This window comes from Actinoalloteichus caeruleus (assembly GCF_049311605.1).
GTDB lineage: Bacteria > Actinomycetota > Actinomycetes > Mycobacteriales > Pseudonocardiaceae > Actinoalloteichus_B > Actinoalloteichus_B caeruleus.
This window is the reverse complement of record NZ_CP186005.1, coordinates 1,993,996-2,006,797: the sequence shown is the minus strand read 5'-3', so window position 1 is coordinate 2,006,797 and position 12,802 is coordinate 1,993,996. Positions and strand designations below refer to the sequence as shown.

The window sequence follows — 12,802 nt, the reverse complement described above, 5'->3', positions numbered from 1 at the left end:
AGACCTCGCAATGACTCATCCGTTCCTACTACTCGGCAGGGCGACTTCGACGTCCGAGTGCACTGAGATGGCCCGAGCTTGATCACTCCTACATCATTGCCAGTTCAGAAAGGCCTGCGAGATCTAGCTTCTGTTCATGTTGACCTACAGCGACCAGGCCCGTAATCCCGCGCTGGTAGCAGCTGAAGAGATGTGGCCGGAAGCCAGGATCGACGTCGGAGGTTTCCTTCCGGGCTGGACCCACCGTTGCGTCGAACTCGGCGTGCACCGCTCCGACACCTCAACGAGGCTGATCGCGAAGTACGGTGGACCGCTCGAAGGTGACGCTGTTGGCGAGGAAAGACGACTCTCCCTGCTACGCCACGTGAAGAGGGTCCATCGCCTAGGGCTGATCGTGCCACGTGCTCAAGCGGCATCGGAAACCGTGCTGCTGATGCCACGAATCCGTGGCCACAGGTGGGACACTGCGCTCGCCAGAGGCCTTGCCGTCACACGAGCAGTCCTGGCCACTGCGACTAAGCTCGCCGGTTTGGGGCCAACCGTTCTGAGCGGTCTTCCGAACACGGAGGACTCACCAATACGCTCTGTCCAGCTCCGACTCGCGCGGATGGCCCTCCTCGTCAGTAGAACAGATTCCGATGGTTTCGCCACGGCACGCGCTCTCATCGCCTACCTCGCCGAACGCGTGCTCTCCATGCTGCCGGTCCCCCGCGATCGACATCCGATCTGGGGGAATTTGGATCCCGACCACGTACTGTTCACACCAGCGGGAATGGTGTGGATCGCGCCGAAGCCCCGTGTAGGTGAACTGGCTGAGGACAGCGCCCGCACACTTTCGAGACTCTCGCTCCTGCACCAGCGGGAGCCTCGTGAAGGAGTCCGTCGCCTCATCCAAACTGAGATAGATGTCGTCATCGCCCACACCATGCGGTTCTATCCTGCGGGCGAGTACGAGGAGGTTGCTCGCAGGCTGCTGTCGTGGTGGCTGGCGGACACCCTCGCCCAGATTGATTCGGCACTGCCGCCCTCCCCCGAGCTGAGCACCAGTACTCCTCCGCGCCGGTTGGCTGAGTGGCTGCGTCGGAACTCGGGTGATGTGCTGAGCATGTGGAGGCAGGTGCTGGACTCCCCACACCAGCATGCAGGTGACATCCTGGTGGATCTTGTTGCTCGAATCGCGAGCCGTTGACCCCCTGCCTCCCTAGCGGGAGAGCCGCAACCTCCATCCATCCTGCTGGGGGGACAGCGTGCCCTCGTACTCCTCGACGGCCGGCCGTCCAGCCCGGTCCCATTCCTGGAACCAGTCCCGCACCACCCGCAAGGACGGTGATGCCCGACGATCAGCCAGGATCATTCCGTCGTAGCGAAGGACGGCAATGGATTCCGCGGTGCTGTGGCCCACCGCGATCCCACCCGAGGGCCAGCCGACAGCGGTCAGGTGGTGGTCGTCGGTGGCAGCCGCCCAGGTCCTCCAACTTCCCCAGTCGATGTCTTCCCCGGCTGTCACGCGGATCGAGGACTCGGCCAAGAGCCTGTCCAGTGCCGTGCGCGCACCGTCCCGCAGCTCGTTGTCCTCATCCCGCCACCCGACTGATATCCACGCGGCCGAGGGGAGGCGGTACTCCCAGTCGACGAGACGGGTGGGCGTGTCCGGATCGCAGGGACTGGACACGGTCTCCATGTAGCCGCCGTGCAGGACACGCCGGACTCGCGGTGTCCGATCCTCGTCGACCAGAATCTCAGCGACCACCGTGATCTGGGGGACCTGCGCCACCGGAAGCGGTGTGACGATGACGCCGCCGGTCTTCAACTGGTCGACCCACGACTTCGGCAGGTGCGGTGGCGTGCACCATGCGACGAGGCGATCGTAGGGGGCCTCGGCCGCGAATCCTTGACGCCCGTCCCCCGCCACGCACCTGACGTTCCGCACTCCACGCTCGCGATGGGCACACCGTGCCCACTGCACGAGGTAAGGGTCGATGTCCACGCTGACCACTCGGCCGTCCTCACCGACCAGGGACGACAACAGCGCCCCGGAGTACCCGGAGCCGGTGCCGATCTCGCACACGCGCTGGGCCGGGTGAACGTCCAGGAGCGTGAGTTCGCGGTGGATCACCAGTGGGTTCGACCGCATCGGAGTGTGGCCGCGTCCATCGTGGTGGGAGTAGTGGGTTTCCGGTATTGCTTCCGCGATAGAAGCGACGCTAGGGGCGATGGTCACCACGTTATCCTCCTCGTTGCCTTCAGTAATCTACTGTGCACCACGGGTAGTGCTCAGATCTCAGCGGGTCCTCCGTGCCGCGATACTTAGCCTTCAGATGACGAGGACGCAGTGGTAGTGCCATCCGCCTACCGTGTACTCCCCCGCAGGTCCGTGACCTGGCTGGTGCACCCAGGCGTGGTACGAGGTTGGCGGTGGGCTGAATCGAACCCCGAGTGCCCACTGGAGGTCCAGCCCGAGGATCCGGGCAGCCAGGACCGTGGCAAGGGAGGTTTCCAGGCACGCGAAGCGCCCCGGCCAGCGGCGAGCCGTCCATCTCACGGCAGCCACCAGGCGAGCGGCCTGCCTGGCGCTGATCCTTCGGCATTCTCGTCGCCTCGTCCATCGACAGAGACTGGTGGCGACACGCATCGGAAGACGCAGAGCGACCAGCGCAGTGGCGATTCCCACCAACACCGCGATCTGGGCCCTCCACGAGGGTGCCGCCCTGCCTGGGTGGTAAGCCTCCATCGTGGTCATCGTGACCACCACCGGCGTCGCCGGACGCTTGTGCGGTGTTGGTGGAGGAGGCCGCGCACGGCGTCCACCACCTGCTCCAGGTCACTCCGCGCGACGAGCGGATCCACTCCGTACCGGTCGGCGTAGACCCGAGAAGCCTGTTCCATGCTGTCGCTGTGCAGCAGCGCCCTCAGCGCCATGGAGGCGCTAGGACTCAGATACGTCCAGCGGCCCGTGCGCTCGTCGAGTAGTGCTCCTCCCTCCCCGGTCAGGGCGTGGTGGACGTCAGCCCGCAGGCGCAGCATGAGGCATCCTTTCCCACCAGGACTGTGCGGTATCGAGCTGGCGAAGCCAGACCTCGGCAGCGGTAACGAGGTGCAAGGCACCGGCTGCCAGCGGCAGACCGGTTACCGCGCGTCCCAGGGTGTCCGTCACGTGCCCCGGAGTGAGAAGCCCGAGATCAGCCAAGCATGAGGAGGAGCCGAGCAGCCGCCGAAGCCCTTCAGCGTGGGAGACCAGGCCGCCGTAGGACACCCCGTCAAACCCGCCCTTGGTGTGGCGGTTAAGGACGAAGTCGGGCACGATCTCGGCTCCCGAGAACGCATTGGTCAGCAGACGCTTGTACTGATCGGGTGAGCCGCGCTGCTCAGCTGGAACTGTGAGACAGGCACGAATGACGCCGTTGTCAAGAAACGGCGCTGCCAGCTCGACACCGTGATCGTGCAGGGCTAGCTCCCGCCAGCCAGCGATGTCACCTGCGATATCTACCAGGTGCTGTCGATCGCTCCAGTCCGCGAGTGAGGGTGGTGAGTCGGTCAGCCCTTCTGCGGCTTCGTCGAAAGCATCAGCCAGGTCAGCTCGCGCCCGTCGGCCCATCCAGTCCGCTGTCGCGAGTAGCGGAGTCCACGAGACAGGTCTGGCGGCCTGGGGCTCCCAAGGGCGGGGTGGGGACCTCAAATCCCGGGCGCACGCGTGCCACGCGCGCCGGAGGTCGCCGTGGGCTGCCGGCCAGTGCTGGCGTAGGACCCGCCAGGGAGAACGGCTACGAAGGCGCGCGTGACCCAGCATGTGTCGAAGCGCCAAGCCATAGCGGCGGGTCCGCACGAGGTCCGCCAGGTATGCCGAGCCAGTCGCCAGCACTCCATCCCCGGCGGAGCCAGTGAAGTGAACGCCTCCGGGCACGGCGACGGCACCAAGAACAGCTCGTTTGATCGAAGCGGTGACCACATAGGCGTGCGGAGCATCCGTCAGTGGCAGCGATTCGAGGTCGATGCAGCAGGCGTGGTAATAGACTGCCGAAGGACCGCCCTCGACCAGAGTATGGCGTACTGACCCCACCGCACGGGCTGTGCGGGTGGCGTAGTATTCGTCGTCATCACGTAGCCGGCGGTTCGCGAACGTGACAGCGTGTACTGGGTTCCGTCGGGCCGCGAGACAGACCAATGTCGTCGAGTCAAGCCCAGCGAGGTCAGCACTTACTGGACGTCCGTCCAGGCGCGCGTCCACCGCGTCCTCCAGTGACACCCGGACCTTCGAGGCAGCGTCCTGAACCGAGTGCACGGGGTACTTGCTCGGCTCGTAGCGGATCGTGCTCACCCGGTCTGGACCAACGAGCAGCAAATGCCCTGACGGCACTCGGTGAACACCTTCGAAGAGCGATCGGCTGCCCAGAACGTCTGGTTGCGCGCAGGCAAGCCTAGCGGCCAGGCTGACTCGATCCACCGGCAGTGACTTCATCGACGCGAGCGCGATCGCTGACGTCGACCACCATAGACCGGACTCGGCGGAGCACCAGTAAACCGGGTGCTGGGTGGACAGGTCTCCGATCACCGCCAAAGTGGCCCCGGTGCGCGCTACCACGAGATAGGAACCGGGCCACTTCGTCAGCGAAGGCCAGTCTTGATTCGTCACGGCTGCCAGCCCGCTGTCGAGGTGTTCGTCATCGGCTCCGCAGTCACCGATGACGGCCAGACTGACATTCCGTCCTGTCGCTGTCCGTACCTGACCAGCAGGCCAGCCGCATTGCCACATGGCGAGGTCCGCGAGGAGCCGACCCTGCCGAGGCCGCCAGCAAGCCAGTTGGCGGCCGTACCATCCTGTGCTCCAGCGCATATCTGCTCACTCCTCATCACAGCAGGGGCGGGAGGGGCGCCGCGCACGCGACGCCCCTGAAGTCCCTGGTCAGGAGTGCTTGTACTGGGTGTCGTCCACCGAGTCGAACTTCATGATCCCGAGCGTGACCTCACGCGCGGCACCCGCGTCGAGCACTGCGGGCGGGGTGTAGTCCGACATTTCGTCCTTCGTGATGTCTTCCATCAGTGTCAACCTCCGACTGTCTTCGGATTCGATGTCGGGGGTGGGTTCACCTCCGACTATCACCGAAAGTAAGCGGAAGTCAGCAGCCCGCCTAGGGCCGTTCGCTTCTGCACACAGCTCCTTTACTGAAGCTGAGCTTCGGGATGGCGTCGATCCCACACCCACCCGAGAACCCGTATCTCGGGAGCGACACAGCACCGCAGGCCTGTCCCCCGCGCGGCACCGGTCGTCCACGGCGAACGCTCGCACGCTCCCCCGCCCTCAGGACGGGAAGGCCTCCCGCAGGGCTCGTCCCGTCGGGGTGTCGCCGACCCCGGTCACCGGCCCCTCGTAGAGCACCCGGCCCCCGTGCCGGCCCGGGCCCGGCCCCAGGTCGATCAGCCAGTCGGCGTGCCGGATCACGTCGAGGTTGTGCTCGATCACCACGACGCCGTGCCCGTGCTCCACCAGGTCGTCGAGGAGACCGAGCAACGTGTCGATGTCGGCGAGGTGCAGCCCGGTCGTCGGCTCGTCGAGCACGTAGAGGGTGGGCGTGCTGGCCTCGCGCAGTTCCTTGGCCACCTTCACCCGCTGGCACTCCCCTCCCGACAACGTCGACAGCGGCTGACCGAGCCGCAGGTACCCCAGGCCCACCTTGTCAAGGTGGCTCAGGGCCTTCGTGATCGCCCTGTCCGGCAGCCGCCGGATCGCCTCCTCGATCGTCAGGTCCTCCACGTCGGCGATGGACAGCCCGTCCACGGTGTACCGCAGCACGTCGGGGGTGAACCTGCGCCCCTGGCAGGTCTCGCACACGGTTTCCTGGCCGTCCATGAAGGCCAGGTCGGTGTAGATGACACCGGTCCCGCCGCAGTCCGGGCAGCCGCCTTCCGAGTTGGCGCTGAACAGGCTCGCGGCGACGCCGTTGCGCCGGGCGAACAGCTTCCGGATGGGCGCTGCCACCCCCGTGTAGGTGATGGGGGTGGACCGGCGGCTGGCGCTGACGGGACGCTGGTCGATGACGATCGCGTCGTGCTGGTCGACGAGTTCCCGGGCGAGGCTGGACTTGCCGGACCCGGCGACCCCGGTGAGCACGGTCATCACCCCGGTGGGGATCTCGACGGTCACCTTCCGCAGGTTGTTGCGGCAGGCGTCGCCGACGACGACCTGCCCGGTCGGGGTGCGCGGCTCCTCCCTCGGTCGACGCGTGCGGGAGAGTTCGACCGAGGTGGCGGTTCCAGCCGCGCCCAGTTCGGAGAACGGCCCCTGGAAGACCAGGGCCCCACCGTGTTCGCCGGCTCTGGGTCCGATCTCGACGACCTGGTCGGCGGCGGCCATCACCGCCGGGTCGTGCTCGACGACGAGGACGCTGTTGCCCTTGTCACGCAGCCGGCGGAGCAGGGTGATCATGGCCGACACGTCGTGCGGGTGGAGGCCCACGGTGGGCTCGTCGAAGACGTACAGCATCTCCATCAGGCTGCTGCCGAGGTGCTTCACCGTCTTGATGCGCTGCGACTCCCCGCCGGAGAGCGTCGGCGTGGGCCGGCCGAGGTGCAGGTAGCCGAGGCCGATGGTGACCAGGGCGTCCAACCGGTCCTTCAGTGCCGCCACCGCTGGCCGCACGCTCGGCTCGGTCACTCCGGTGACGAGGTCGGCGAGGTCGCTGACCTCCATCCGGGCCATCGCGCCGATGGTGCGGCCGAGGACGGTCGCGGAGCGGCTCTCCTCGTTGAGCCGGTCGCCGTGGCAGTCGGGGCACAGGTCGGAACGGGTGAACTGGGCCAAGGTCTCCCGTTTGCGCTCCGACAGGTCCTCCGAGGTGTTCAGGTAGATGCGCTCGAACCGTTCGACGACCCCTTCGAATCCCTTCGGGGGGCGCGGGTCGAGCCGTTCGGCGTGTTCCCCGCCGTAGAGGAGGGCCTGCCGTTGGTCCTCGCTCCAGTCGCGGAGCGGTGTGGTGGCGTCGAACGAGCCGATGTCGGCGTACAGGCTGTACCAGTAGTTCCCCTGCACGAACCCGGGAAGCCGGACCGCGCCGTCCTCGAGCGACCTGTCCATGTCGACCACACGGTCCACGGCGATCACCACCACCTCCCCCAGCCCGGAACAGGTGGGGCACATCCCCGTCGGGTCGTTGAAGGAGAAGCGGTTGGACTCCCCGACGTGCGGGGTGCTGAGACGGGAGAAGATCAGCCGCAGGTAGGACCAGGCGTCGGTGTAGGTGCCGACGGTGGATCGGGAGTTCCCGCCGACCCTCCGCTGTCCGATGACCACCGCCGGGGACAGGCCGCTGATCTCGGTGACCTCCGGGCGGGTCCACTTCGTCATCCGGTTCCGCACGAACGGGGGGAACGTCTCGTTGAGCTGGTGGCCCGCCTCGGCCGCGATGGTGTCGAACACCAGGGACGACTTCCCGGAGCCGGACAGCCCGACGAACACGACGAGCTGCCCCCGGGGCACGTCGACGTCGAGGGACTTCAGGTTGTTCGTCCGAGCACCCCGGACCCGAATGTTGCGCTGTTGCGACATGCGGGAGACCGTACGAGCAGATGTGGCCGGATTCTGACCGCGATTCGCTCGAGAATGGGCGCATGGCCGACGTGACCCAGCGTTCCCTCGCCCTGCTGGCCGCCCTCCAGACGGGCAGGGCCTTCACCGGCGGGGAACTCGCCCGACACCTCGACGTCAGCCCCCGCACCCTCCGCCGCGACATCGACCGCCTCCGCGGGTACGGCTACCCCGTCGAAACCCAGCCCGGCCCCGGCGGCTACTACCGGCTGGCCACCGGGAACTCGATGCCCCCGCTCCTGTTGGACGACGACGAGGCCGCCGCCACCCTCCTCGCGCTCGCCGCCCTCGCCGCCACCGGCAGCGCCGAACAGGGCAGCCTCGACGCGGCCGCCACCAGCGCCTACGGCAAGGTCGACCAGTACCTGCCAGCCCGGCTCCGCCCCCGCGTCGCCGCCCTGCGGGCCAGCCTGGAAACCGACCAGACCGCCGCGCCGAGCACCAGCACGGAGACGCTGAGCACCCTCGGCACCGCCATCCAACGCTCCCACGTCGTCGCCTTCGACTACACGACCGCGCGCGGGACCACCAGCAGCCGTCGCGTCGAACCCCACCGGCAGGTGCACCTGCTCCACCGCTGGTACCTGCTGGCCTGGGACCTGGGCCCCGACGACTGGCGTGTCTTCCGGGTCGACCGAATCTCCGACGCCAGGGACGCGGGCCGGAGCTTCCGCCCTCGCCCCCTGCCCGCCGGGGGAGGCGTGGAACACGTGCGGCAGGCCGTGACCCGCGCCCGGCAGCGGGTGGTGGTCACGATCGAAGCCCCGATCGCGAAGGTCGCGGACGCCCTGCGCCACCAGTACACCGAGCTCACGCCGCTCGACGCCGACCGCACCCGCATCGTGCTCATGCCCGAGTCGTGGCAGTGGCTGGTCCTGAACATCGCGCTCGTCGACGCGGACTTCACCATCGAGGAACCCGCCTCGATGCGCGAGCAGTGCCAGCGCTTCGGCGCCCGGCTCGCCGGCGGCGGACAGGGATGACGGCCGGGAATCCTCGTACGCGCCGACCGGGCGACCGGCTCGTCCCCGCTCTCGTCCCCTCCCAGGGCACGGCACGCCGCGCGCAGGACAGCAGTGGCACCGAGCGGGGCGGGAGCACCGTTCCAGCGGACGGGTATGGCCCGGTGAGGTGGTCGCACTCCCGTCGACACTGTCCTGCGGCCTGGCTGGCCCACTCCCTTCCACGCCCCGGACCGTCCAACCCCGCGTCGATGATCCCGGAGAGCCCCGGCCGCTCAGGCGGTCGAGCCGAGCTCGGTTTCCACGTCGTCGCCGAACCTCAACTGTTCGGCGGGCAGTGGGGGCCCGTGCGGGTGTTCCAGCTCGCGGACGAAGCCGGTGTCCTCGTCGAAGGTGACGGTGGGCCGGAAGCTGTCCCGCACCTCAGCGGGGATGGCGTTGTCGACGATGACCAACTGGAAGTCGCGGTACCGCTGTCCGCTCGTGGTGCCGCTGAGCGCCGCCGCGCGGTCCTGGAGGTAGTCGGCCATCCACCTGTACATGCGAGCCGCGAGCGCCTGGTCATGTGAGTTGCGGCCGAGGTTCTTCTGCGGGGAGTCCAGGATCAGCAGGTGCGGGAGGTGGAAGTCGGCGGGTTGCTCCAACGCGTACAACAGCAGCGCCAGGCTGTAGGCCACGGACACCGCGGTGCGTGATCCACCGCCCCGCTGCCCGAAGTCCTGGTCGTCCACCAACGGTGTCCACGTTTCCGGGTCCAGGCGGGCACGACCGGTGGCCCACGGCAGGTCGAACGCGTGCACGATCTGGCGGAACAGGGAGTTGAGCCGTTCCAACGCGTCCCCGGGGCGCACCAGCTGGGCCGACAGTTGAAGGTGGCTCTCCCTCATCTCCTTCAGTTCCCGCGCGTCCCGCTCGGTGTCACGCTCCAGCCGTCTCAGCTGGTCGTGCGGCGCCCGCAGCCTCGTCAACGCGCTGATCTGGGCGCTGAGCGCTGCCAGTTCGCCGGTGGCCGCCGCGATGGCGTCCACGTGCGGCGACGTCGACGCGGCGAGGTGCTGGTCGACCCGCTGGCGGGCGGTGTCGAGGTCCGCCCTGGCCCTCCGCACCACCTCGCCGCTGCCGCGCAGCTCCTGGTCCGCCGTGGCCAACGCCGTCGCCGCCGCCTCCTCCATCTTCCGCAGGCGCGCCCTCTCCTCCCCCACGGCGGCACCCGGCAGCGGCAGGACGCAGACGCCGCAGTGCCCGGGAGGGACCACCCGCTCGCCCAGACCCTGGCGGCAGGCGGGGCAGGCGTCGAACGCGTAGGTCAGCTGCTCGCGCTCGCACGGCTCGGCGTCCTCGACCGCGTCCACATGTGACAACGAGTCCCGCAGGGCCTTGACCTTGGAACGCGCCTCCTGATGGCGCCGATGATCTCGCTCCACGGTGTCCTCGGCCTCGCTCAGGCGGGCCCGGGCCTCGTCGACCTGGCGGTGGAGGTGCGCCATGTGCGTGGCGGACGCGTTCGCCGCCGCCCGCAACCGTGCCACCACGTCCCGCGCCTCGCGTTCACGTTCCCGCAGCGTCACGAGCTCAGCGTCAAGGGCCTTCTCGCTGGTGGCGTCCGAGGACCTGAGGAACCGCGCGAGGTCCCGCGCCTTGCGCCGCTGGAGCGTGATGCGGTTCCTCGTGTCGGTGATCGCGCCGGCCAGCCGTTCCGTTTCCGGGGTGGTGAGGTGCAGGAGCAGCTTGAACACCGCGAGCCGTGGGGTTGTCCGCGATGGCGGCCGCACGACGAACCGGTCGATGTCCTCCTGCCGAATGTGCAGATAGGGCAACAGGTCCTCGGCGAAGCTGAGCCGCCTGTCCCCGGGCAGCCGGACCGAGGCGAACATCTCGTCCAGGCCGAGCCGCATCAACAGCCACGTCGACCACGACGGCTTCTCGTCCTGCGACCGCAATAGGAAATGGCCCACGGGGGTACCGTCGGCTTCCTCCACCCACACCGTCCCCGGGTGATCCCGATCCCGGGTGACGCGGTAGGTACCGTCCCCGATCTGGATTTGTGCCTGCACCGCGCGCAACCGCTGGTCCACCGCCCCCCGGAACTGGACCGTCCGCCCGAACAGGAAGTCCACGCACTCGATCATCGACGTCTTGCCCCGGTCGATCGGGCCGACCACGGCCACGAGCGACCCGTCAAGGTCGTACCGCTGCTGCCAGGTTTTCTGACCAACCCGGATTCGCAGCCACTGGATGCGAAGTCTTCCGCTCACCACACCCTCCCCCGGGGCACTCGTACCCCTCACCACAGCACAGTGCCCGGTTACCGCAGGTAAGAGCACTTGGGTCGACCGGTGCCGCCAACCGTGGCTTCCCATCACACCAACGGCGTAGCTCGCTCGCACCGCGAAGATTCCCGCGCTGGAGGAACCGCCGGGAAGCCTGATCAGCGTCCCGAACCGAACACCGGTTTCCGGTTCCGCCCTGCGTGGCGGCTGACTCGATGACCCGCGATTGAGCCATTCGGGCGTGGAATTCCGGCCCTCGCCCGAATGGAGCCCGTTTCGGTACGACAACGCGCCCTGCTCCAGCCGAGCGGAGCCCTGCTCGACCATTCGCCAGAACTCGTGACACCACCCACCAAGCCACTGGTCACTATCGTTCTGCCCGCGAGCGACTGAGCGGGCCCGGGTCCCGAGCCACGGTCGGACTCATCCGGGCGGGCGCGGATTCACCGGTCGACCGTTCCCCGCGACTCGAGCTTCTGACGGCTCCGGCGCCCCCGGCGGCGCGACCCGCGGCAAGCGCGTGCCGGTTCCCTGCCGGCCCACGCACCCGAGCAGTACCCCGCCGACGATCAGGAGCCCGCCGAGCAGTTCCCACGCGGCGACGGTCTCCCGCAGGACAAGCCAGGCCGCCGTCATCCCGACCACCGGCGCCAGCATCGAGAACGGCGCGACCACACCGGCCGGGTGCCGGGCCAACAACCAGGTCCAGGCGCCGGAGCCGAGAACTCCCGCGATGAGCACCGTGTAGGCCAGCCCGAGCAACGCCGCCCACGCACCGGGCGCGCCGAGGGTGCTGAGGGAGACTCCGATTCGGGTCGGGCCCTCGACCACGAACGCCAGGGCGAACATGGGCAGCGGCGGCACCACGCACATCCACAGCATCAGCCGAACCGGGCTGCTCGGCTTCGCCAACCGGCCACAGATGTTGCCCACCGCCCAACCGAAAGCGCCCGCCACCGTGAGCAGGAAGGGGACGACGCTGGCGGTCTCGGCCCGGTACCAACCCACCACCGCCAGCCCTCCCACGCCGACGAGGATGCCGGCCAGCTGGCGGGCGCTGATCCGTTCTCGCAGCACCGTCGCTCCGAGCAGCACGGTGAAGGGCGCGGAGGACTGGAGCACCAGTGACGCCAGACCTGTCGGCATGCCCACGGCCATGCCCCAGAAGAGGAAGAGGAACTGCACGATGCCGAACCCGCAGCCGTAACCGAGCAACCACCGCAGGGGGACGCCAGGGGCGGGGACGAACAGGACGGTCGGGATGGCGACCACCGCGAACCGCAACGCCACCAGGAACATCGGCGGGAAGTGCTCCAACGAGGCGCTGATGGCGACGAAGTTCAGCCCCCACACCACCGCGACGGACAGGGCGAGCAGACAGTGTCGTAGGGGCATGGGACCAGCTCATCGCAGTGCGACCCCGGCGGACAATCACGAGGTCAGGCACTGTTTGGGAGGCCCGCTGGACGCCCACTGGTGCCCCTCTCCGCCCCACTTGCGCTGGCGAGGGAGTGCCCTGTAGAGGGCTTGGGCCCTGCGGGCGGGGAGGACCCGGCGAACTGGTGATGGACTTCTGGGTGTCCGGAACAGCCCCGCGTGCGCGGGGAGGACGGGGTCGGCATCCGGCCGGCTGACCGTCACGTCGGGAACAGCCCCGCGTGCGCGAGGAGGACCGCCCCGGACGGCATCCGGGGGATGCCCGGCCCGGAACGGCCCCGCGTGCGCGGGGAGGACCCATGCTCGCCTCGGGCGGCACTGGCCCGACGGGGAACAGCCCCGCGTGCGCGGGGAGGACCGCTGCCCTGAGCCGGTTGGCGATCTGCACAGAGGAACAGCCCCGCGTGCGCGGGGAGGACCCCGTCGGATTCCGGCCTGGGCGAGCGGCCTTAGGAACAGCCCCGCGTGCGCGGGGAGGACAACGCCCGGCTGTAGGCGGTTCGGGCCTGGCCCGGAACAGCCCCGCGTGCGCGGGGAGGACCCGCCGACCGGGT

At 68.6% G+C, this 12,802-nt stretch carries 10 protein-coding genes and 1 CRISPR repeat array (1 of these 11 cut by a window edge); of the genes, 2 read left to right on the top strand and 8 right to left on the bottom strand.

The features are described 5' to 3' along the window. Positions 1–136: 136 nt before the first annotated feature. A complete protein-coding gene (locus tag ACOJVX_RS08970) occupies positions 137–1,189 on the top strand; it encodes a hypothetical protein (RefSeq protein WP_418155857.1) in 1,053 nt (350 codons plus the stop codon). 12 nt (positions 1,190–1,201) lie between these two features. Here the strand turns inward: ACOJVX_RS08970 and ACOJVX_RS08965 are convergent, their stop codons facing one another. From ACOJVX_RS08965 to ACOJVX_RS08940, 6 genes are all read right to left on the bottom strand, one after another. Beyond that, entirely contained in the window at positions 1,202–2,224 is a 1,023-nt protein-coding gene (locus ACOJVX_RS08965) for a protein-L-isoaspartate O-methyltransferase family protein (protein WP_422647408.1), read from the bottom strand. Positions 2,225–2,314: 90 nt separating this feature from the next. Then, complete coding sequence (locus ACOJVX_RS08960; RefSeq protein ID WP_418155856.1) at positions 2,315–2,731, bottom strand: lasso peptide biosynthesis B2 protein; 417 nt, start codon at positions 2,729–2,731, stop codon at positions 2,315–2,317. Between the two features lie 5 nt (positions 2,732–2,736). After that, positions 2,737–3,024 (bottom strand): PqqD family peptide modification chaperone, encoded by a 288-nt coding sequence (locus ACOJVX_RS08955; protein ID WP_016697755.1) that lies wholly within the window; start codon positions 3,022–3,024, stop codon positions 2,737–2,739. Next, positions 3,005–4,750, bottom strand: a complete 1,746-nt coding sequence (locus ACOJVX_RS08950) for an albusnodin/ikarugamycin family macrolactam cyclase (protein ID WP_418155855.1) — start codon at positions 4,748–4,750, stop codon at positions 3,005–3,007. Before ACOJVX_RS08950 ends, ACOJVX_RS08955 begins: the two co-directional genes overlap by 20 nt. A gap of 150 nt (positions 4,751–4,900) precedes the next feature. Then, a complete protein-coding gene (locus ACOJVX_RS08945) occupies positions 4,901–5,035 on the bottom strand; it encodes a hypothetical protein (protein WP_418155854.1) in 135 nt (44 codons plus the stop codon). Positions 5,036–5,296: 261 nt separating this feature from the next. Next, the gene (locus ACOJVX_RS08940) at positions 5,297–7,540 is read right to left on the bottom strand and encodes an ATP-binding cassette domain-containing protein (protein ID WP_418155853.1); all 2,244 of its coding nucleotides are present in this window, start codon (positions 7,538–7,540) and stop codon (positions 5,297–5,299) included. Positions 7,541–7,602: 62 nt separating this feature from the next. Here ACOJVX_RS08940 and ACOJVX_RS08935 point away from each other — a divergent pair, with 62 nt between their 5' ends. Beyond that, positions 7,603–8,562 carry a helix-turn-helix transcriptional regulator gene (locus ACOJVX_RS08935; protein WP_418155852.1) on the top strand — a complete coding sequence of 320 codons (960 nt, stop codon included), beginning with the start codon at positions 7,603–7,605 and terminating at the stop codon, positions 8,560–8,562. Positions 8,563–8,816: 254 nt separating this feature from the next. Here the strand turns inward: ACOJVX_RS08935 and ACOJVX_RS08930 are convergent, their stop codons facing one another. Beyond that, positions 8,817–10,796 carry a hypothetical protein gene (locus ACOJVX_RS08930; protein ID WP_418155851.1) on the bottom strand — a complete coding sequence of 660 codons (1,980 nt, stop codon included), beginning with the start codon at positions 10,794–10,796 and terminating at the stop codon, positions 8,817–8,819. Between the two features lie 438 nt (positions 10,797–11,234). After that, positions 11,235–12,206, bottom strand: coding sequence for an EamA family transporter (locus ACOJVX_RS08925; protein WP_051314036.1), 972 nt, complete (start codon positions 12,204–12,206; stop codon positions 11,235–11,237). Between the two features lie 188 nt (positions 12,207–12,394). Further along, a CRISPR array of direct repeats spans positions 12,395–12,802; the repeat unit is 28 nt; unit sequence GGAACAGCCCCGCGTGCGCGGGGAGGAC (it continues 48 nt past the right edge of the window).